The organism is Sphingobacterium sp. UBA6645, assembly GCF_002455685.1.
GTDB lineage: Bacteria > Bacteroidota > Bacteroidia > Sphingobacteriales > Sphingobacteriaceae > Sphingobacterium > Sphingobacterium hotanense.
In genome coordinates, this window is the sequence record NZ_DKLH01000085.1 from 84955 (window position 1) to 107581 (window position 22627).

Here is a 22627-nt window from a genome sequence, read left to right on the forward strand (position 1 = left end):
TTTACAAGTGATTCACGATAAAATTTATTACATTTAAAGGTAAATACAAACCCCAATACTATGAAAATAACCGTTGTTGGTGCAGGCGCAGTTGGAGCAACTACCGCAGACAATCTGGTAAGACGCAATGTAGCAGAAGAAATTGTGCTACTTGATATTAAAGAAGGCTTCGCAGAAGGTAAAGCACAAGATATGATGCAAACCGCTGCTTTATTAGGCTTCGAATCGCATATCAAAGGCGTCACGAACGATTATCAAGCGACTGCAGGTTCCGCCGTAGCAGTTATTACCTCCGGAATTCCGCGTAAACCCGGCATGACGCGCGAAGAACTTATCGGAACGAATGCCGGAATCGTTAAATCAGTAGTAGAAAACCTGATTAAACACTCTCCAGACATCATTATTCTTATCGTTTCCAACCCAATGGATACGATGACTTATTTAGCTTTGAAAACCAGCGGGCTTCCAAAGAATCGAATCATTGGAATGGGAGGTGCATTAGATTCCGCACGTTTCAAATATCAGATCAGTGATAAATTGAATGCATCGGCAAATGATCTAAATGCTATCGTTATTGGTGGCCATGGCGATACGACCATGATTCCATTGATCAAACATGCCACTTGGAACAGTGTAAAAGTTTCATCTTTCCTAACAGAGGAGGAAGAAGGGGAAATCGTAAAGAAGACGATGGTCGGTGGAGCTACATTAACTGCTTTGATCGGTACTTCGGCTTGGTATGCACCAGGAGCCGCGGCAGCAGCGATGGTCGAAAGCATTGTTAAAAATCAAAATAAACTGTTCACAGCTTCTGTATTCTTGGAAGGCGAGTTTGGACAGGAAGATATAAATATCGGCGTCCCTGTAATTATTAACAATAAAGGTTGGGACCGAATAGTACCTATGGAGCTTTCTGATAAAGAGCAAGAATTGTTTGCTGCTTCGGCCGACGCGGTTCGAAAAATGAACGACGTTCTTTATGATGAAGGCATTTTAAAGAAGTAAAAAACAGACATATAACCTATACTTTACATGTATAAAATCCCATTTGAAGTCATCGGCCTACAAGCCGATGGCTTTCATATTATAACTAAAACCACTATCTACGACAAGACGTTCAAGATTGTTATTGACACAGGGGCTTCAAAGACCGTTCTCGATAAACAAACGCTCTTAAGTTCGGGATTAGCAGAAGACAATTTCCAAAATACAGATATCCTTTCCACTGGATTAGGCACTAATACCATGGAAAGCTTTATGCTTAGTATTCCAGAGTTGAAACTTCATGATTGGTCGGTGAAGAATTTCACAGTCGCCGTTCTTGACTTGAGTTCGATCAATTATGCCTATACGCAAATCGGAATAGACCCCGTCATCGGAGTTTTAGGCGGTGATATCCTTAAAGCTTACGGAGCGATCATCGATTATAAAAAAAATGAGCTCAGTCTAAATCAACGGAAATTAGCTTTAAATAGGCGCCGTTGAATATGAATTCTTAGATAAATATAAAAGCCAACAGATATTAGCACCCCGCATGCTCCCATAATGTAGAGGGTGTTTTTTATGCCTACAATTTCAGCAATAGCTCCTGTTAATAAACTACCAATAGGGAATATCCCTTGAAATGCCATTACATAATAAGACATCGCCCGAGCCCGATACGCTGGCATGGCATGGGTTTGAATATAGGTGTTGATTGACGAATTCTGCATCATCATCGCAAAGGAGACGCCCATGGTAAAGAATAAAGCTGCGGGAAGATATTGTGCGTATGCTAACAAAGCTAATGAAATACCCATCGCTAAAGCGGAGAATAGAACCCGATAACGAAGGTTTTCGCCAGATTTTAGACGTGCCATGTTGATGGCGCCAATCATTGCGCCTAATCCAGCTGCACTCTCAAACCAAGAAAAAGTTCGCTCATCCCCTGCAAATAGTTCTCGAGCGACGGCTGGTAACAAGGATGTATAGGGAATTACTAAAAGACTCGAAAAGGTCAAAATAACAATGAGCGACATGATATGCGGAGACCTTTTCAGGTACTCAAATCCATGCTTCAGCCCTTCAAATGCACTTTCGTTAGGGATTATAATCACCTTTTCCTGCACCTTCATCAGCATTAAACATATGATAACCGGGATAAAACTGATAAAATTTAGCGTAAAACAAGCTAATTCACCGTAAGTAGATAGCAAAACGCCGCCAATCGCGGGTCCTACCATACGTGCAGCATTGAATATGGACGAATTCAAAGCTATTGCATTCGGCAGATCCTTTCTATCATCAACTAAAGAAACCAATAAGGATTGTCTACCAAGCACATCAAAAGCGTTGATAACACCTTGGATAAAGCCTAGAATTGACAAATAAAGAACAGATTCTAGCTTCAAATAAACCAACAACGCCAACAATCCTGCTTGTATCATCAAGCCTATCTGCGTAATAAATACTAATCTATACTTTTTATGCCTATCGACGAAAGCACCGATAAACGGTGATAGCACTAAAGAAGGCAATAGGGAGATAAAAGAAACGAATCCTAACCAAAAAACGGAGCCTGTTAACTGATATACCAGCCAACTAATAGCTATCCGTTGCATCCAAGTTCCCAAAAGTGAGATGGCTTGTCCAATGACGTGGAGTCTAAAGTTCGGATATGCTAATGATCTAAATAACTGCATAGATATAGGGTCGCCTATATAATGTAACCCAAAGCAACCTAAAGAGTTTGCCCTAATACGATAAATGTAGCATTTTATAATAGTAAACGGAAACTAATCAATAGTATTTAGTAGTTAGTACTTAGTAATTAGACCTGATGATGCTAATCTTAGGTGGAGCATAAGCGTCAATTAGTTGAGGTTCATCTTTTCAATCTGAAACAATATAGCTACCTTTGTGGCAACAAAGCGATTAGCTTATTTTAGGACAAGAATAAACACAATCATTCAACACTTTACAACATGAAATTTTTTATTGATACCGCTAATTTAGAGCAAATCAAAGAAGCGCAAGATTTAGGCGTTTTAGACGGTGTAACAACAAATCCTTCCTTAATGGCTAAAGAAGGTATTTCTGGCGAGGAAAACGTAATTAATCATTATAAAGCGATTTGTGCAATCGTTGATGGCGATGTGAGTGCGGAAGTAATTTCTACGGATTACGAGGGTATGATTAAAGAAGGAGAAGCTTTAGCGGCATTGGATAGCAAGATCGTTGTAAAGGTTCCGATGATTAAAGACGGCGTAAAAGCAATCAAATACTTCAGTAAAAAAGGGATTAAAACAAACTGTACATTGGTATTTTCTGCTGGTCAAGCTTTATTAGCTGCGAAAGCAGGAGCAACTTATGTATCTCCGTTTATCGGTCGTTTAGACGACATCTCAGTTGATGGTTTAGGGCTAATCGAAGAGATTCGTGAGATCTATGATAACTACGGTTTTCAGACACAAATCTTAGCAGCTTCTGTACGCCACAGTGCACATATTTTAGGCTGTGCGAAGATTGGAGCTGACGTAATGACAGGTCCTCTATCAGCAATCACCGCGCTTTTAAAGCACCCATTAACGGACAGCGGATTGGCGCAATTCTTAGCGGATCACGCAAAAGCTGCAGGCAAATAAGCAAGCGTCAAATGCAAATATACAGGCCTCCGGACTTGCGTTCGGAGGCTTTTTTATTCACATAAATATTTCGTAAATTTAACCTTATGAAAGTGGACATGGACTCGGAAAATTTAGATCATCAACAAGAAGAATTCGCACAAATTCTAAAGGCAAATAAGTTAAAAATTACCCAGCCTAGACTCCGTGTTTTGGACACCATCTCTACTAAAACTGCAGCGATATCTCAACCCGAATTAGAAAAAATATTAGGCTCCGAAATAGATCGAGTTACCTTATATCGAATACTCGCGAGCTTCGAAGAGAAAGGCATCCTGCATAAGGTTTTTGACTTGAACGGCACGGCAACTTATGCCCTTTGTTCGACGAAATGTACCGAGCATCATCACCACGACCAACATGTACATTTCATCTGTTCAGTATGCAATTCGGTATTTTGTTTAGATGAAACGAACGTTCCAAAAATTAATCTTCCCAAAGGTTTCAGTCTGCAATCCATTGCCGTAAATGCTGTCGGTCTATGCAATCAATGCACAGAAAAATAAGCTAGAAACTCAACTTTTTTTTGTAATCCCCCCCCTCTATGCCTTTCCACTGGAGTGGTACCCCGTGCTCCTAAAGTAACCAAAATCACTTGCTAAACACACCTCATTTTTTACTTGCTAATATTTATCATTATAATTTATAATACTTTATAAAATAACAACTTACAAAGTATTATAAAAACAAATAATTCAATATTTATGTTTTAGCAAAACACTTAAATATAAACAGCGAAATGAAAGAATTTTACAAAAACACTGATAATCAGTCAAATACATATAATTAGCCTAGCATAATATTTTAGCAAAAACAGTATTACACATTTATAATCAGGTAATTAAAAACACTAAAATAAATTTTTTATACACTTTCAAAATCCAAATTTACACTACTCGATCCGTACGAAAAACTAGCACGAAATTTGAACTATTTTTCCATACCTTAGTTCCATTGTCGTTGGGGACAAATAACAGGAGTGTATCGGCTATCGTCAAAGCCTCCCCTCCCCTACAACAATTAAAATAGCTCCGTTAAATTTGGAGCACAACACAGACATATGAAATCAAAAAAAGAAAACCCTTACAAAGAAGTTTTAACCCAACTGATCGTAGACGTTTTTGAAAAATCAGGAAACACAGCACTCAACTATAAACAGGTTGCCGCCAAACTCAATGTTAAAGATTCGGATGCTAAAGTGGCCATCGCCGACATACTAAACGACGGAACGCGCGCGGGTCAATTTGAGCAACCAGAAAGAGGCAAATTCAAGCTTCGCCAACTCAATGTTTACATCACGGGTAAAGTTGATATGACAGCCGACGGATCGGCTTATATTGTACCCGAAGATGAACTCGAAAACGACATCTATGTCGCTCCTCGAAAACTTCGTCAAGCCTTACATGGCGATCGTGTGAAGGTTCATGTTTACGAGCGCAAAAAAGGACGTAAGCGCGAAGGCGAAGTAGTGGAAATTTTGGAACGCGCGAAGACTGACTTCACCGGAACTATTGACATGTCTAACAGCTACGCATTCTTCTTACCGGATGACAGAAAAATGTTGCATGACATCTTCATTCCGCTCGACAATCTGAATGGAGCGAAGGACGGAGAAAAAGTTTTAGTGTCGATCATCGAATGGCCGAAGAATGCTAAGAACCCTATCGGTCGTGTAAAACACGTACTCGGTAAAAAAGGAGAAAACAACACGGAGATGAACGCGATCTTGGCAGACTTTGGATTCCCTTTGGAATTTCCGAAAGAAGTCGAGAAAGAAGCTAACGCCATCCCCGAAGATATCACTGCGGAAGAAATTGCGAAAAGAAGAGATTTCCGAAGCACCACTACCTTTACTATTGACCCTGCCGATGCAAAAGATTTTGATGATGCCATCTCCTATCAAGTATTAGAGAATGGTAATTATGAAATCGGTGTTCACATTGCTGACGTATCACATTACGTTATTCCTGATACGGCACTTGATAAAGAAGCGTTCGAAAGAGGAACCTCAGTTTATTTGGTCGACAGAGTTATTCCGATGCTCCCTGAGCGACTTTCGAATAATTTATGTTCACTTAGACCTAACGAAGACAAACTTTGTTTTTCGGCCGTATTTGAGCTTGACGACAAAGCCAATGTTATAGACCAATGGTTTGGAAGAACGGTCATCCATTCGGACCGCCGATTCAGTTACGAAGAAGCACAGGAAATCATCGAGGGCAAAGAAGATGCTTTGGCGCCTGCAATCTTAAAACTTAATGAGCTCGCTTTTATCCTTCGTGACCGCAAGTTCAAGAACGGGGCCATCAGTTTTGAATCGGAGGAAGTAAAATTCCATCTAGACGAAAATGGCAAGCCAATAGGCGTGTATACGAAAATCCGTAAAGAAGCCCATAAGCTGATCGAGGATTTCATGCTCCTTGCAAACCGTAAGGTTGCTGAGTTTATCGGAAAACAAGGGCGTGGGAAAAATAAACTTCCGTTTGTTTACCGTTTCCATGATGTTCCGAACCCAGAGACTTTAACGAATTTCTCGCAATTCGCATCGCGTTTCGGCCATCGCTTGGTTATTAAGTCTGACAAAGAGACCGCAAAATCATTAAATAGCTTAATGACGAAGATAGAAGGATCAAAAGAGCAGAATTTGCTAACCTCACTTGCTGTGCGTTCTATGGCGAAAGCTATCTATACCACGAAAAAGACTTCACATTACGGTCTAGCATTTGATTACTATACGCACTTTACCTCTCCTATCCGCCGCTACCCCGACGTAATGGTGCACCGACTGTTGCAATATTATCTGGAGGGTGGCAACAAGATCAATGCGGATCACTACGAAAAGATGTCCGAACACTCCTCACAGATGGAAAAGAAGGCAGCGGAAGCGGAAAGAGCATCTATCAAGTACAAACAAGCAGAATTCCTACAAGATCAAATTGGTGTCGAATACACAGGAATTGTTTCCGGTGTTACGGAATGGGGTATGTATGTAGAAATCGAAGAGAACAAATGCGAGGGCATGGTTCGCCTTCGCGATATCACGGATGATTTCTACACCTTGGACGAGAAGAATTATGCGATCATCGGTCAACGCAAGAAAAAAGTATATCAATTAGGCGATGAGGTTCAGATCAAAGTTAAGAAGGTGGATTTGGAGAAACGACAGATTGACTTTACGTTAATCAGCTAACACAGCAGCTTAAACAGACAGCGATGCTAGGCCGAACGATATTAAAGAATAACATATTGTTCTCAATATCGTTTTTAACATATCAAAAAAATAAGGAGCCCCGCCATTTTTCCATGACGGGGCTTCTTATTCTAAAATATGCCGTTGATTAGAACTTTTTTTCGAGCAAGCTGATTATCGATTATTAATAGAGATCGAGCTCTGCAATAGAGGCGTGGTTCTCTCCTTTAAAATCATTCACTGTGACGATTCGAAAATATCTGAAAGTCTTTGAGGTAGCAAAAGGAAAGTACTGACGTCCGTTGAGCGCCCCACGACCTGAACAGCGACTTCCCAATGTTGATTGTCCATGCTAACTTCTACCTTGAATTCCTTAATCTTTGCAGCCGCCCCTGTATTATCTGGACGCGTCAAATACGAAACACCATTTGCTGTTAAGAATTATCGAATTCAACACAAGATCCCGTACAGCAACATTTATAGCATGAAAAAACCATTGACGTATGGTCAGGAACTGCTACAGAACGGCCGTGGAATCGACGCATCCATTTTATTTAAAAACTTTATCTCACAACTCTTTACGATTCGAAATATTCTTTATATCTTTGCAGACTTAAAAATTAATTTTACACAAATTAAAAACACAAAACAGGTAAATGCCTACTATTCAACAATTAGTTAGAAAAGGTAGAGTAGCTCTGGTTGATAAGAGTAAATCACCAGCGTTGGATTCATGTCCACAGCGAAGAGGTGTGTGTACACGTGTATACACTACTACCCCTAAAAAACCAAACTCAGCAATGCGTAAAGTAGCTCGTGTTCGTTTAACGAATGGAAAAGAAGTGAATGCTTACATTCCAGGAGAAGGACACAACCTACAAGAGCACTCAATCGTGTTAATCCGTGGTGGTCGTGTTAAAGATTTACCAGGAGTTCGTTACCACATCATCCGTGGTGCATTAGACACATCAGGTGTAGCAGGCCGTAACCAACGTCGTTCTAAATACGGAACAAAACGTCCAAAACCAGGTCAAGCAGCTGCTCCAACAAAAGGTAAGAAATAATTAAACGGAGGAAAAGAAAATGAGAAAAGCAAAACCAAAAAAGAGAATCATTTTACCTGATCCAAAGTTTAATGACGTTCAGGTAACACGTTTCGTAAACAACATGATGTTCGACGGAAAGAAATCTATCGCGTACTCAATTTTTTACGATGCTGTAGAATTAGTAGAATCAAAAACGCAAGAGAACGGTTTAGAGACTTGGAAAAAAGCTTTAAACAACGTTATGCCAGCAGTAGAGGTTAAATCTCGTCGTGTTGGTGGTGCTAACTTCCAAGTTCCTATGGAAGTTCGTCCAGAGCGTAAGATCGCTTTAGGAATGAAATGGTTAATCTCTTATGCTCGCAAACGTGGTGAAAAAACCATGTTCGAGAAATTAGCAGGAGAAATTATTTCAGCTTCTAAAGGTGAAGGTGCTGCTGTAAAGAAGAAAGAAGACACGCACAAGATGGCGGAAGCTAACAAAGCGTTCTCACACTTCAGATTCTAATTTTGAAAATAAAGAATCAAATATGATTACACCGACTTTAGATAATAGAATATTCATTATCGAGAGTCGGTGTATTTGTTTAAGAACAAAGCAACAAAAAACGCCAATAGGCAAACTGCAAAATTAATATGGCAAAAGACTTAAAATTAGTTAGAAATATTGGTATCGCTGCCCACATCGATGCTGGTAAAACTACGACTACAGAGCGTATCTTATTCTACTCTGGAGTTAACCACAAATTAGGAGAAACTCACGAAGGTTCTGCTACTACAGACTGGATGGCGCAAGAGCAAGAGCGTGGTATCACGATCACATCTGCTGCTGTTACTGTATTCTGGAACTACCGTAATAAAAAATACCAAGTAAACGTAATTGATACTCCTGGACACGTTGACTTTACTGTAGAGGTAAACCGTTCATTACGTGTATTAGACGGGTTAGTATTCTTATTCTCAGCTGTTGATGGTGTTGAGCCTCAATCTGAGACGAACTGGCGTTTAGCTGATGGTTACAAAGTTCCTCGTATTGGTTTCGTTAATAAAATGGACCGTTCAGGAGCTGACTTCTTGAAAGTTGTAAGACAAGTGAAAGAGATGTTAGGTTCTGAGGCTGTAGCGCTTCAATTACCTATCGGTGCTGAGGACGACTTCAAAGGTGTAGTTGACTTAATCAACAACCGTGGTATCGTTTGGAACGAAGCTGATAAAGGTATGACTTTTACAGAAGTTCCGATTCCTGACGATATGTTGGATGAGGTTGCTGAATACCGTGAGAAATTATTAGAAGCTGTTGCTGGATATGATGAGTCTTTGATGGAGAAATTCTTCGAAGATCCAGATTCATTAACAGAGCGTGAGATCTTAGACGCTTTACGTAAAGCTGTTTTAGATAACGCTATCGTTCCTATGGTTTGTGGATCATCATTCAAAAACAAAGGTGTACAAACAATGCTTGACTTCGTTATGGAGTTATTGCCTTCACCTCTTGACCAAGAGGCTGTTAAAGGTACTGACCCACGTAACGGTGAAGAGATCGTTCGTAAGCCATCTGAAACTGAGCCTTTCGCGGCATTAGGATTCAAGATTGCTACTGACCCATTCGTAGGTCGTCTATGTTTCGTACGTGCATACTCAGGAGTATTAGAGGCTGGTTCTTATGTATTGAACACTCGTTCAGGAAACAAAGAGCGTATCTCTCGTATCTTCCAAATGCACGCTAACAAGCAAAACCCAATCGAAAGAATCGGTGCTGGTGATATCGGTGCGGTTGTAGGTTTCAAAGACATCAAAACTGGTGATACACTTTGTGACGAGAAAAACCCTATCATCCTTGAGTCTATGACTTTCCCTGAGCCAGTAATCGGTTTAGCGATCGAGCCTAAAACTCAGGCTGACGTAGATAAATTAGGTATCGCTTTAGGTAAATTAGCTGAGGAAGACCCTACATTCGTAGTAAAATCTGATCAAGAGACTGGTCAAACAGTTATCTCAGGTATGGGTGAGCTTCACTTAGATATCTTGATCGACCGTTTGAGACGTGAGTTCAAGGTAGAAGTTAACCAAGGTGCTCCACAAGTAGCTTATAAAGAGTCTATCAACGGAACATCTGAGCACCGTGAAGTTTACAAAAAACAATCAGGTGGTCGTGGTAAATTCGCGGATATCAAAGTTGTTATCTCTCCTGCAGACGAAGATTGGGATGTTGTTAAATCACCTCTTCAATTCGTTAATGAGATCGTTGGTGGTGCTATTCCAAAAGAATACATTCCTTCGGTTCAAAAAGGATTTGAATCATCGATGAACAATGGTGTATTAGCTGGTTACCCACTATCAGGAATGAAAGTGCGTTTGATCGATGGATCTTTCCACGCAGTCGATTCAGATTCATTATCTTTCGAATTAGCTGGTAAAATGGCTTACCGTCAAGCATTACCTAAATGTTCTCCAGTATTAATGGAGCCTATCATGAAAGTTGAAGTATTGACTCCAGAGGAAAACATGGGTGATGTAATGGGTGACTTAAACCGTCGTCGTGGTCAGATGCAAGGTCTAGACTCACGTAACGGAGCTCAAGTTATCAAGGCTTTAGTACCACTTTCGGAGATGTTCGGATATGTTACTCAATTACGTACAATCACTTCAGGTCGTGCAACTTCAACAATGGAGTTTGACCACTATGCTGAAGCACCTCGTAACGTAGCTGAAGAAGTTATTGCGAAATCAAAAGGTAAAGTAAAAGGTCTAGAAGACTAATATTAGCATACAAAACAACCGATCCCTGATTATAAATAGCTCTAATCGGGGGTCATTTTAAAAACAAATATATAATGAGCCAAAGAATCAGAATCAAATTGAAATCCTACGATTACAACTTGGTTGACAAGTCAGCTGAGAAAATCGTGAAAACAGTAAAACCTACAGGTGCAGTTGTTAGTGGTCCAATTCCATTGCCTACTGAGAAAAAAATCTATACAGTTTTACGTTCTCCACACGTTAACAAAAAAGCACGTGAGCAATTCCAATTATGTTCTTACAAGAGATTGTTAGACATTTACTCATCAAACTCTAAAACTGTTGATGCGTTAATGAAATTAGAATTACCTTCAGGTGTTGAAGTTGAAATCAAAGTGTGATAGATTTCTTTGAGAAAACAAAACTCCCCTTTATTGAAAGATAAAGGGGAGTTTTTTTATTTAGTTATTGGGTGTAAGATCTCTGGTACAAGCGTGTCGTCTGAACATGAGATTTCTAGAATCTGATTGCGAACAGCTTTTTTAAAATTGAAAACCCACTCCAACAGAAATCACCCTATTTTTGATGTTTTGCCCGTCGCTATCTGGGTTCAAGTTCGTCAACCCCAGTCCATATCCAGCGTTGATTAAGAATCCATTGCTTAACTTATAGCCAGCTAAAAAGTTAATACCGGCTTCGAATGCATTCATGTCCTTATCATCACCTGAGAAGGATAGATCGGTATCCTCGCTTGATTCATCATTACCGGTAGTCTTTGATTTGATTTTTCCGCTGATGTTATATCCAGCATACGGGCCAGCCCCTAAAAATACGGAACCTGGACCAGCGGGAATATAATACACCGCGTTTACAGGAATCTCAATAGACATGGTGTTGATAGTGATAGTTCCTGTCGTTCCTCCTTCCTCGCCTTTATACTTCGCTCCCTTTCCCTGTAAGGAAAGGCCTGGTTGGATCGAAAATTGAGGAGCCACGGGAATATCCGCAAATCCAGTAACATAAAATGTCGGGTTCATCTTGGCATAGTCCTCCAAGCCCTCAATGGCCACTTCGGAATATTTCGCCAAATTTAAACCTGCTTTCAGGCCATAACTCACTTGGGAGAAAGCTGCACCTGAGAATGCCAGTGAGGCAATTACTGCTAAAATTAATCTTTTCATGATTTTACGATTTAGTTTATGATTGTATATCAATAACATGACAAATTTTAAGCCACAAAAAAAGGCAATCTTTCGATTGCCTTTTCACATAAGGTATTATTTTCAATTAGAATTGGAAACCAACTCCGAATGATAATACGCGGTTAGATGTTTTCTCACCATCACCTGGATTCAAGTTAGATAAACCTAAACCATAACCAGCGTTAATTAAGAAACCGTTGTTCAATTTGTAACCTGCTAAGAAGTTAACACCTGCATCGATTAAGTTCATGTCTTTATTATCGCCAGAGAACTCAAGTTTTCTGTCGCCAGAAGTACCACCTTCTCCTAAAGAACCGTCCCATTTATCTTTACCTGAGATGTTGAAACCTACGTAAGGACCAGCACCTAAGAATACATTACCAGCACCAGCAGGGATGTAGTAAACTGCATTCACTGGAACTTCAATTGACATTACATTACGAGATAACGATCCGCTAGCATTGTCGCCTGACGCCTCGTATTTAGCACCTTTACCTTGTAAGGATACTCCTGGTTGAATCGAAAACTGAGGAGCGACTGGAAGGTCAGCATAACCTGTTACATAAAACGATACGTTGTTTTTTTGATAATCTTTTTCAAGATCGCTAACATTAGAGTATTTACCTAAGTTAACACCAGCTTTTAAACCATAGCTAGTTTGAGCTTGTGCTCCTGCTGCCAATAAAACTACAGCTCCGAATGATAGTAATAATTTTTTCATATTCTTTAAATTTTTCTTTTTCAATAGGTCAGCATCTGCTAACACGGTAACACACTTACAAAGTTTAGACCAAAAAAATAGCGGAGCTAACTGCATCAATATATATCCATGATTATCAGACACTTATGTTTAATAAAAATTTAAATAATCTAAGATTCAGTTCCGAAATAATTGAATACTAATGATTGATTTCTTGATAAAGCGATTAAAATCAGACGCTTATCTATGAAAAAATTATTTCGTAGAATAAAAAGCAAAAAAGGTTTTTATATGTGAAAAGTAAATCCTATTTTTGCATGCCTGTAAGGGTAAAAGGGTCGGATGGCCGAGTGGCTAGGCAGAGGTCTGCAAAACCTCCTACAGCGGTTCGAATCCGCTTCCGACCTCGTTTGAACATTAGAAAAAATATTAACAACAATGGGAGTTACACGTTTAAAAAGAAAAGATAGAAGAAATAAAACTGTTTCACGTGTTGAAGTACAGTTTTTGAAACTTGGACGTAATATTGAATTAGGTTCAAAAAACAAAATGTCTGCGAAAGGTCAAATCGCTAAGAATGATGAGATCTTAAACAAATTAGCTGCTGACGCTAAATAAGCATTTGTTTTAAAATATTTAAAGCCTTTAGTTTTCACTAAAGGCTTTTTATTTGTTCAATAATTTGGGCAACTCTTTCAGAAGAGCTGCTTATTACGTCTTCATCCATCCCCTTTACGTTCGTTTGATTATAGACCATTTTAGAGGCTTCTAAGACCTTAGCGGATGAATGCACACTTCTTACCCCGGTGAATTCTATTATTGCTTTCACATTGCTCTCATCGACCCCAGCCCCCGGCATAATTTCGATTCGACCATCAGCTTTATCGACTAGTGCTTTTATAAGTTCTCTTCCCTCCCATGCAGAATTTTTTAATCCTGAAGTTAGGATTCTATCGCACCCCAATTCGATAATATCTTCAAGGCTTTTTAAAGGCTCAGCGCATCGATCGAATGCTCTATGAAAAACCACACACATGGGCTTCGCCAAATCAACTAGCTCTTTCATGCGCACCTTATCAACCCCTCCGTCCTTTGTCAATATGCCGATCACAACGCCATCACATCCCGCTTCTTTACAATAGAGAATATCCTCCTTTATTTCAGCAAACTCATCGTCGGAATAAAGAAAGTCTCCAGCACGTGGCCTGATTAATACATGGACTCCAATTTCTAATGCTTCGCGAACGAGCTTAATTTGTCCATATGAGGGTGTTGTGCCACCATTCTCCAGGTTTTGACATAATTCTACACGACTTGCCCCGCCCAACTGCGCTTCCTTCGCGGAGGACAGCGAATTCGCACATATTTCTAAATGAATTCCATTTATACTTTTTTCTATCATATTGCCAAATATATTTCTTTTACGATGAATATGTATTAAATTAGTATAATAATCACAAAATCAGTCATCTACCAAAACCAATCTACTAATTATTTGTTAAAACACTTACGAGCATCAAAAAATAAATGTTATGCCACTTATTTCGCAACACAAGGAAGTGCAACTCCATCTCTCCCACATGTATGATTCTCTTCAGGACAGTGTCGAGAAAATGAAACAAGAGCTACAAACACGTCGTACTCAATACGAACAAGCTTGTCATAAGCACATCGAGTCTGGCTTCCAATTTGAAAATCTTTGGTTGAATGCTGATCGTAATTATCAGCGTAAATTCAGGGAATTTGAAACTCATTGTGTCCTTTTGGATATTCTAGGGGACTATCGGGATGAAGAAGGTAACTTCATTCATATTTCTGAAATTACTTTAACCTTAGAATCGCTTCTTCGTTCATTTGAACAGCAAGAAGCTTATGAAGTATGCGCTATTATTAAGAAATGGCAAGAGCACATGCTTTCCAAGTATTACACAACTATCTAAGAAATAAAAACAATCTACCTAAGCGAATAACTATTCAATTTTCTGAGTGGCTTAGCCAGTTTATTGCCAAGCCTGTACAACAACTACTCTTCCTTTTTTAAATCGTCGGCAGCATATTTGATACTTTAAATAACATCACTCTATTTTAATAAACAAGCCGGCTCGCTAGCCAGCTTTAATTATTTTAGCTTGATCCAAGCTGCATTATTCTTTACCCATTTGGATACTTCAATGGGCACATCGGTACACAGGTAATCAGATCCCAGAGACAATCCCAAAAGGAAATCATCCACAGAACGACCTGGCCACAAGCTGACCGTCATCCCTTGCTTCTTAGCGTCTTTCACCATCGCACGCGTCGTCTGCGTAATGTTAGCCGCGATACGCTTGATTCCAAGTTCCTTTGTCTCGTCTATTAAAGCTTGTGTCAAAGCCTCACCTTTGATAAACATCAAATCGGCATCCGGGTATTTAGCCTTCAAATAGCGCAAGGGACGCTTATCAATAGAAGTAAGCAGATAGTCTGAATCTTGCGGACGGTTTGAATAGACCTTGTTATAGAGCATATCGCAATATTTGTGGAGTTTTGCTTCTTCATACAATGGTTTATTCGTTTTCATTTCAAATTCAATATAAACTCCGGGCTTATCTTTAAAATAAGCAACGACCTCATCTAGGGTCGGTATTTCATTGCCCTTAAGTGTTTTTAGCTTTTTTATTTCGGAAAGGGTCATGTCTTCGATTGCCCCTTCCCTGCCGACGATACGTTTTAGATTATCATCATGGAAAATAACGAGCTGTCCGTCTTTGGAAATACGGACGTCCGTTTCATAGCCTCGCATTCCTTGTTCATAGGTTGCTTTAAAGGCTGCTAGTGTATTTTCATCATATTCATATGCGCCAGCACGATGTGCAAATATTTTCACTTCGTTGAGCTGAGCCACTGACACTGAAATCGTCGCTAAACTGAGAGAAATTCCTAAAAGCGATAGCTTGAATGCTTTTTTGATGGTTCTAATTTTCATGGTAGTAATATGCTTAGGTTGAAGCATAAAAATACTGAAAAAAGAATAGGTCCATGGTAAATTATTTGTTAACAAATCATCAGGATATCAATAATTAGCCATTTTTATTTGAATAAACTCTCCATCCTTACCTGTTATAAATTGGTTGTACAAAATCCTCCTTCCACCAACATCAAATAATGGAGCACCGACGAGTTGTCCTTCACTCGCATCATGATCTGTTAATTTGAGGAGTTCTTTTGTATGGATTTGAAAAACATATAGATTATTATCCGCTATGAAAGTTATCCATTCCCCCGATGCATCAATGTTAATCGGCGAAGCGACAGAAAAGTCAAAATTTGAAACAAAACTTAATTCTCCAGTATTGGTATTGCATTGTACAATTTGATTATTATTGAACTGATCTTTGGCCAATGCATATATAGATTTGCCATCGGGACTCGCTCTCAACCAATGCCGTAGGTTTGAAAGCCCTTTAGGACTTCGGCTAAGTCTTTTTTGTCGTATGCCTTGCGGCACTTTTGGACGCTCGCCTTCCATTCCGACAGCAGACTTATCCTTAAATGCGAGATTCAAATCCACATCAACTAAAAAAATTTCTGTTATTGTTTCACCCGAAGCATTCACCGTGTTACCTTGAAAAGCGATACGGTATATATCGCCATCCTTCAACGAACTCTTCACCCAACATTCATCAAAAGCTTTATTGATTTCGTCGGATCCGCGCTGCGGGCATTCTGTTACATCAGAGACAATCACAGCATAATAGGTTCCTTGCACATTACCACTTCTGTCTTCCACGAGATCTTGCTGTTTCACAGGAAACATAAGACCCACCACACGTAATTGTGGATCGACCAATTCGTCGTTATAAGTGAAACTTAGTAATTTCCCGTCTGGGCTCCACATATGGGAATGTGTTCCTCCTCTAAGGCTACCTGTAGCATAGGGAGCTACCAAATCACGACTGTCCGCATACGTGGCCTGCATTTTATTTTCTAGATCAACTATTACCGCCGTGCGGCGGGTGATATCATAAGGTTTCTCTTTATCTGCATCCAACAAGCCATGGATGAAGACAACCTGATTGGCACATGGATTAAAAGACGCCGCTCCCACCCCCGGTCCATAAATAGATTGTCCTAGCGTTTGATAGATGGGAAACTGATTGCCAGTGCGCCGGTCTAATACTGCAATTGTTCCTGTTCTGCCAATATGCGTATCGTCGTTTCTGTAATCAAATACAATCCAGTTTCCATCGCTGGAAATCGCACCATTATGGTGCATACTGTGTCCATGTTGCTCGTGTGTGAGTTGTGTAACCTCCGGCATAATTTAGTTGTCAATTATCGTTCTCAGCACTTGATAATCCATTTTTAGTTTATCCAGTGCCTCTTCTACCTTGTTATCAAAAGCTTCAATATCCGTTCGCCTAGTATGCTGCTTGATTGGAAAGCCTTGCTCTTTTAAATAGTATTTTGCAGATATGGGATATGCATAGTGCATCACATCCATTTGATCTATCAAAAACTGCTGGACCGCTTCAACTTTCGTTTGCTGAGCTGCATCGTCGTAGTTTTCACATAGCCAAACAATGAGCTCTGGAAAATAGTTTCCCTGTATACAGGATAGCCCCGCAGACCCTAGTTTCAATGAATTTACCGCGTGTACCATATATGCATCGAATAAGCCAAAGTCAAATGTACTATTTGTATGGGTTAATTTACGCTCGATATGGTCGATATCTAAGGAAGTATCTTTATGGTACTTAACTCGGCCGCCTTTTACGAGTTTTCCTAAAAATGTAGGTTCAATAAGTCTTTTGTAGGGCACTGGACACTCATAAAACCCGAGTGGTACATTGTCCGTTTTTTGTATTAGTTCTAGAACATTCTTTTCAAACTGTTCATTGCTGTCATTTTCCTGCGCAAGGAGGCTTGTTATGACAATAACGCTGTCGATACCCGTAGCATAGATTTCTTTGATAAAAGCTGCCTGTTCATCGATAGGCTCCTCAAAGGTTCCTGTCGCCACCACCGGAACTCGACCATCGACATGCTCGACAATAAATTTCACAGATTCCAACATTTCAGATTTGCTAAGTTGAAACATTTCGCTGGACAAGCAATTTGCAAATAATCCAGCAGCACCGGCATCTAAATAAAAATCAATCAACTTTTCTAGTGCTACATAGTCGATAGCTAAGTTCTCCTGAAAAGGCATGAGCATGACAGGAATAAATTTTTTAGGTTTATTCATAGGGATAAAAGATATGTTAGGTTAATTATTTACTTTGCTTTTTATCTTTCACTAAAATGCCGACTAAGCAAATTGTAAGTGTTCCGAAAACGATAATTAGATTTGTATGTAATGGATATTTAAGATAATCGAGTTCCGCAGGCAATAGATAAGATAGGGACATCCAGACAATGAGTACCACGCCCATGATGACAGCAATAATTGCCGAACGGTTAGATGTTTTCTTCGCGATCAGACCTAGTAAAAATAATCCTAGCATGCCTCCTGCGAATATTCCGGATAAGGTCCACCAGATATCCAGGAGACTTTTAACCCCAATCATAGCAATACCGCAGCACATGCCCACTAGACCTACGATCACCGTAGCGATATACAGAACCCTTAGGTTTTTCGACTCATCGCTATTTTTGTTGACATATCGTTTGTAGATATCTTCCGTAAATACCGTTGCTGAAGCATTCATTCCTGAACTTATGGTACTCATCGCTGCAGAAAGTAGCGCCGATATTATCAGCCCTAAAACTCCTGTCGGAATCATATTTACCATGAAATGAGGCATCACCTTATCTCCATAATCTTCAGGCATTAACGTGGTAGCTAGCGCGCTAACTTCCGAGCTTCCTAAAGGCATTTTCAAACGCTCTGAGGCAGTTTGGAATTTCAAAATTTCGACCAGCTCAGGATGCTGCTGGTAGTAAACGAAAAGACAAGTTCCAATAATAAAAAACAGCAAGGATACTGGCACATAAATCCATACGCACAGCCAAACGGACTTATTAGCTTCTTTCGCCGAACTTGCGGTATGATAGCGCTGCACGTAATTCTGATCCATTCCGAAGTTGTTGAGATTCATGAAAAAACCATACAACAAAATGACCCAAAAACTGGAGGAGACAAAATCGAAATCGAATGTTCCCAGACTCATTTTATCGAAATCTTTTGCCGTCGTGTATATTTCTGGAATTCCGCCCGGCACCTCGCGAACTACTAGCCAAATGATAATCAATGCACCGACTGTCTTCAATATACCCTGTACAACTTCAGTCCAAATAACTGCTTCAATCCCGCCCATGACTGTGTAAATCACAATGCACACACCTGTCAACAGCATGATGGCAATCATGTTATATCCTGTTAGGGCTTGCAGCGTGAGGGAGATTCCGAAAAAAATAGAGCCTATTCTCGCTAGCTGAGTCAGTAAGAAACAAATGACTGCATATGTCCTTGCCCAGGTTCCAAATCGTTTTTCCAAGTTCGTATAGGCAGAGACTTCTCCGGTGCTGCGATAGAAAGGAACAAAGTATTTGGTTGCAATCCACGCTGCCAAAGGCATAGATAAACTAAAAACAAAGGCGTTCCAATTGCCACCGAATGCTTTTCCTGGAACACCTAAAAAAGTATTTGAGCTTAAGAATGTCGCGTAGATCGAAATACCGATTGCCCAGCCCGGTATTCGACCTGCCGCCTTTGTAAAATCGTCTGCCGATTTGTTTTTCCTTGAAAAATATACACCTACAAGCACCATCGCAAGGAGGTAGATTAAAATAATAACGATATCAATAATTGGAAGATTGTTCATGATTCTTGGCTTAAACAGCAGCTAATTCTAGATAACGAGTATATAGTGTTTCATATACCTCCTTGTTTTTCAGATTGGGTTTATAAATACGTGCAATCCTTGGACAGATTTTCTGCTGAGCAGTTGCGATGCTTTCGAACGCTCCAATTGTCGTGCAAGCAAAAACTACAGATCCCAATGCACAGACCTGATCACTTTTCAGAACATTGATTTCTCGTTGCAAGATATCTGCTAGTACTTGTACCGCATATGGCGATTTCTCGGCAATCCCACCTATGGCAATAACGCCCGCAATATTCACATTAAACGATTGGAACCGCTCGATGATCGAACGTGAACCGAATGCTGTAGCTTCTACCAAAGCTTTAAAAATATGCGCAGGTTCGGTAGAAAGAGAAAAGCCTTCCGCAGCCGATTTAAGGGCAAGATTTGCGTCTGGTGTTCTACGTCCATTCAAGTAGTCCGTAAAAACCAGATCATCTGCTTGAGGATTAAGTTTAGAAGCCTGTTCGGTTAAAATTGTGAAAAAGCGCTCGTCCATCCTTTCCAGATCTTCTTTGTTTAACGTGTCGCCCAGGATATCGATCATCGTCTTCATCTGCAGTTGCTTGAACCATTGGAAAACATCGCCATATGCAGATTGTCCAGCTTCATAGCCTATATAATCAGGAATTATTGAACCATCAACCTGCCCACAAATACCATCGACGATTATTTCTTCCATGTTCTTCGGAGCGATGAGCATATCGCAGGTTGAAGTGCCCATGACTTTTACGAGGATATTGGGAGAAATCCCCGCGCCTACAGCACCATGATGTGCATCAATCGCTCCAACTGTTATTTTTAGATCCTTCGAGAGACCATACTTTTCGGCTAAAGAAGGGTCAATTGTTCCAAAAACGGCATCACTAGTAAATGTTTCCTGATAGAATGGCAATTGATATCTTTCAAATTTCGGTTCTAATTCCAGCAAAAATGCCGGTGAAGGTAGGCCTCCATGCGCCTCATTCCACATAGCTTTATGTCCTGCAGCACAACGATTTCTCTTTACTGAATCTATAGCAGTATTTCCACATAAGTAGTTCGGCACCCAATCAGATTGCTCTAACCAAGAATAAGAAGCATTTAATACGGCTTCGTCTTCCCTAATAATATGTGTGATTTTAGACCAATACCATTCCGATGAGTATATTCCGCCGGAATATAGAGAATAGTCGGGAGAATAGGTCTTTAGGATTTGATTGATCTCGTCAGATTCCTTTAATGCGGTATGATCTTTCCAAAGGACGAACATGGCGTTAGGATTATCCTTAAACTCCTCCAGAAGAGCTAATGGCTGCACTTCGGCATCGACAGCGACCGGAGTTGATCCCGTGGTGTTTGTTCCAATTGCCTTGATCTGTAGGCGCTCCTCTTTGGACAAATCAGAGAGCAGACCATTAAATATTTCTGCTAATGCTTCGATATAGTCTAAAGGATGCTGCCGATATTGGTTGTTTTCGGGTTTGCAGTATAGCCCTTTCTTCCAACGGGGAAACTCGGCAAAGACCTGCTTTTCGACTCTTAGCGAAGTTAGATGATACAAAATTCCCCTCGCTGAATCTGTTCCGAAATCAATGCCTATGACGTATGTCTTCATGTAATCAAAGGATTAAAAACCACAGATATTAACTTGCATGCCTAGATTCTCGAATGCGCGAGCTTTTGCAAGCGCCATCTGCTCGCAATCATGTTCGTCATCCACATAAACAACCTGCACATGATTCGACTTATGCTTTGCCATCATTTGATCTCTGGAAACCCCATTAAAAACAGCATGCATTATTGGCCACTCAGGATTCGTCATATTCCATCGTCGCTCCGTCTCTTCTGTTGGAAGTAGTGGTACTCTTCCCGTTCCTACATCTGCTTTTAAGACGTTATCCTCGATAAAGATTCTACTCCAAACGATATTACCCGGTTTAGAAATACCGCGCAGTGTTCCTCCTCCTTTCTTGAAAAACATCGAAGGCTGACGAAGACTCTCAGCACCAGCATATCCGTCGATAAAATGCGAGGCAGGGGCAGCCCCAGAGATGAGAAGTACCCATACGAACTCCTCATCTCCATCCAGTTTATAAGGCGCACCATATCGAAGGTCGTGAAGCGTATTATCCCCTTCCATACCGAATTTTCTCCATAAATGATAAGTTATGTAGCTATCGATTCCTGCACACTCGTCTACCTCGTTAAAATGTGGCAGTGCTTCCCCTGCTAGGATCTCTCTTCCAACTTCATTAATTACTGGAGGCCGTTCGGTATTGTTCAGTAATCCTTCGACCAAATCGCTTGCAGCAACCAGATCTTTCAGACCTTGTTGATATTGTATACCTATTGTTCCACATCCGTACTCATCCGCTAAACGCAGTGCTGCAACATACATCTTGCATTGTTCTAGACTTTGTTTGGTTGTAAGTTCCGTATCTTCATCGGCGCCCCAATGAAAATTAACACCCTTCTCTAACAGCCAGTTCAATACCAACAATGCTTCATCATCTGTAATCGTAAGCATCTTGGCGTAGAGTGTTGATTGGCTAAGCCGCTCCTTAAAGAAGCCGAGAGGATGAAGTAAATGGTCAGGAACAATGGCATTAAACATGCCCATACATCCCTCGTCAAAAACTCCCATAATAACTTTGGATTTTAGCACGTGGGATGATAGGTCATCTGCGATTTGTGCGTAGTCCGACCGAACTTCCCTTCGATCGAACTTGCGCACATGTTTATTTATATGATTGATTGTTCCGGTTTCCAGCCATTCTTGAAGCCCATCTAAAAAGAAAGAGTCTTCAAAATCTTCACTCCAAAGAAAGCTGTATTTTACATTAGCTTTGGTTAATGAACCTGTTAAATTCAACGCACCAACCAAGCCGGGGAATTGTCCATCCCAATTAGCAATAATCAAAATAGGTCCGTGATGAGAGATCAAGCCCGCGAGAATATGCTGACTATATTGCCACACCGACTCTGCGACAATCAATGGTGCGTTTGGATCGATTTCACGAAATACGCGTAGCCCCTCAATTTGGTAGTCAATAAAACCGTGACCCTTTTCCGGGTTAAAATCATGCGCCCTTTTAATGTGCCATCCAAATCCCGCAAGAGCCTGGCTAAGTTTCTCCTCCATTGCCTGCTGAGTTGGCCAACAGCTAAGATTGGCCGAAGGCCGAAGATCTCCGCTACATACTAAAAACGCTTGATTTTCCATCACTTTGATCATATTGATTTATAATTAGTTATACGAAA

Annotated in this window: 22 protein-coding genes and 1 tRNA gene; 13 read left to right on the forward strand and 10 right to left on the reverse strand. The window is 40.3% G+C overall.

The genetic code is table 11. The features are described 5' to 3' along the window. Positions 1-60 precede the first annotated feature (60 nt). Positions 61-1005, forward strand: a complete 945-nt coding sequence (locus tag B2400_RS15600) for a malate dehydrogenase (RefSeq protein WP_149525359.1) — start codon at positions 61-63, stop codon at positions 1003-1005. 27 nt (positions 1006-1032) lie between these two features. Then, positions 1033-1485: a retropepsin-like aspartic protease gene (locus tag B2400_RS15605; protein ID WP_286650200.1), complete on the forward strand. Its 453-nt coding sequence runs from the start codon at positions 1033-1035 to the stop codon at positions 1483-1485. Here the strand turns inward: B2400_RS15605 and B2400_RS15610 are convergent. Then, on the reverse strand, positions 1452-2681 hold the full coding sequence (locus B2400_RS15610; protein WP_293934751.1) for an MFS transporter: 1230 nt from the start codon (positions 2679-2681) through the stop codon (positions 1452-1454). The two genes, B2400_RS15605 and B2400_RS15610, sit on opposite strands and share 34 nt — an antisense overlap. 282 nt (positions 2682-2963) lie before the next feature. On the opposite strand from B2400_RS15610, the gene fsa reads away from it, so the two are divergent. The 8 genes from fsa to rpsJ all read left to right on the forward strand — a co-directional run bounded on the left by fsa (position 2964) and on the right by rpsJ (position 11035). Next, entirely contained in the window at positions 2964-3623 is a 660-nt protein-coding gene (gene fsa, locus B2400_RS15615; protein WP_149525355.1) for a fructose-6-phosphate aldolase, read from the forward strand. A gap of 86 nt (positions 3624-3709) precedes the next feature. Then, positions 3710-4168: a Fur family transcriptional regulator gene (locus tag B2400_RS15620; RefSeq protein WP_149525354.1), complete on the forward strand. Its 459-nt coding sequence runs from the start codon at positions 3710-3712 to the stop codon at positions 4166-4168. A gap of 554 nt (positions 4169-4722) precedes the next feature. Continuing rightward, complete coding sequence (gene rnr, locus B2400_RS15625; RefSeq protein ID WP_293934753.1) at positions 4723-6852, forward strand: ribonuclease R; 2130 nt, start codon at positions 4723-4725, stop codon at positions 6850-6852. Between the two features lie 484 nt (positions 6853-7336). Further along, positions 7337-7534, forward strand: a complete 198-nt coding sequence (locus tag B2400_RS15630) for a hypothetical protein (protein WP_286650202.1) — start codon at positions 7337-7339, stop codon at positions 7532-7534. After that, a complete protein-coding gene (gene rpsL, locus B2400_RS15635) occupies positions 7509-7916 on the forward strand; it encodes a 30S ribosomal protein S12 (protein WP_103907777.1) in 408 nt (135 codons plus the stop codon). The genes B2400_RS15630 and rpsL overlap by 26 nt, the downstream gene beginning before the upstream one ends. Positions 7917-7935: 19 nt before the next feature. Then, entirely contained in the window at positions 7936-8403 is a 468-nt protein-coding gene (gene rpsG, locus B2400_RS15640) for a 30S ribosomal protein S7 (protein ID WP_149525350.1), read from the forward strand. A 128-nt stretch (positions 8404-8531) separates the two neighbouring features. After that, a complete protein-coding gene (fusA, locus tag B2400_RS15645; protein ID WP_293934758.1) occupies positions 8532-10655 on the forward strand; it encodes an elongation factor G in 2124 nt (707 codons plus the stop codon). Positions 10656-10729: 74 nt separating this feature from the next. Further along, positions 10730-11035, forward strand: coding sequence for a 30S ribosomal protein S10 (rpsJ, locus tag B2400_RS15650; RefSeq protein WP_013667229.1), 306 nt, complete (start codon positions 10730-10732; stop codon positions 11033-11035). Between the two features lie 141 nt (positions 11036-11176). Here the strand turns inward: rpsJ and B2400_RS15655 are convergent, their stop codons facing one another. Together B2400_RS15655 and B2400_RS15660 are read right to left on the reverse strand one after the other, a co-directional pair. Next, on the reverse strand, positions 11177-11815 hold the full coding sequence (locus tag B2400_RS15655; RefSeq protein WP_286650203.1) for a porin family protein: 639 nt from the start codon (positions 11813-11815) through the stop codon (positions 11177-11179). 106 nt (positions 11816-11921) lie between these two features. Next, positions 11922-12557, reverse strand: a complete 636-nt coding sequence (locus tag B2400_RS15660) for a porin family protein (RefSeq protein ID WP_149525347.1) — start codon at positions 12555-12557, stop codon at positions 11922-11924. Positions 12558-12872: 315 nt separating this feature from the next. Here B2400_RS15660 and B2400_RS15665 point away from each other — a divergent pair. Both B2400_RS15665 and B2400_RS15670 read left to right on the forward strand, forming a co-directional pair. Further along, positions 12873-12943, forward strand: a tRNA-Cys gene (locus B2400_RS15665). A gap of 31 nt (positions 12944-12974) precedes the next feature. After that, positions 12975-13154 (forward strand): spore protein, encoded by a 180-nt coding sequence (locus tag B2400_RS15670; protein ID WP_149525346.1) that lies wholly within the window; start codon positions 12975-12977, stop codon positions 13152-13154. A gap of 37 nt (positions 13155-13191) precedes the next feature. On the opposite strand, the gene B2400_RS15675 is transcribed toward B2400_RS15670, so the two are convergent. Then, a complete protein-coding gene (locus tag B2400_RS15675) occupies positions 13192-13938 on the reverse strand; it encodes a copper homeostasis protein CutC (RefSeq protein WP_293934763.1) in 747 nt (248 codons plus the stop codon). Between the two features lie 130 nt (positions 13939-14068). On the opposite strand from B2400_RS15675, the gene B2400_RS15680 reads away from it, so the two are divergent. After that, the gene (locus B2400_RS15680; protein ID WP_260044617.1) at positions 14069-14476 is read left to right on the forward strand and encodes a hypothetical protein; all 408 of its coding nucleotides are present in this window, start codon (positions 14069-14071) and stop codon (positions 14474-14476) included. A 179-nt stretch (positions 14477-14655) separates the two neighbouring features. Here the strand turns inward: B2400_RS15680 and B2400_RS15685 are convergent, their stop codons facing one another. The 6 genes from B2400_RS15685 to B2400_RS15710 all read right to left on the reverse strand — a co-directional run bounded on the left by B2400_RS15685 (position 14656) and on the right by B2400_RS15710 (position 22589). Beyond that, positions 14656-15501, reverse strand: a complete 846-nt coding sequence (locus B2400_RS15685; protein ID WP_293934766.1) for a glycerophosphodiester phosphodiesterase — start codon at positions 15499-15501, stop codon at positions 14656-14658. Between the two features lie 87 nt (positions 15502-15588). Next, on the reverse strand, positions 15589-16836 hold the full coding sequence (locus tag B2400_RS15690) for a DUF3748 domain-containing protein (RefSeq protein WP_293934769.1): 1248 nt from the start codon (positions 16834-16836) through the stop codon (positions 15589-15591). 3 nt (positions 16837-16839) lie between these two features. Continuing rightward, on the reverse strand, positions 16840-17763 hold the full coding sequence (locus tag B2400_RS15695) for a dihydrodipicolinate synthase family protein (protein WP_293934772.1): 924 nt from the start codon (positions 17761-17763) through the stop codon (positions 16840-16842). Positions 17764-17788: 25 nt separating this feature from the next. Continuing rightward, on the reverse strand, positions 17789-19342 hold the full coding sequence (locus B2400_RS15700; protein WP_293934775.1) for a sodium:solute symporter: 1554 nt from the start codon (positions 19340-19342) through the stop codon (positions 17789-17791). Positions 19343-19352: 10 nt separating this feature from the next. Then, positions 19353-20981, reverse strand: coding sequence for a ribulokinase (locus B2400_RS15705; RefSeq protein ID WP_293934777.1), 1629 nt, complete (start codon positions 20979-20981; stop codon positions 19353-19355). Positions 20982-20993: 12 nt separating this feature from the next. After that, positions 20994-22589, reverse strand: a complete 1596-nt coding sequence (locus tag B2400_RS15710) for a fucose isomerase (protein WP_293934779.1) — start codon at positions 22587-22589, stop codon at positions 20994-20996. Positions 22590-22627 lie beyond the last annotated feature (38 nt).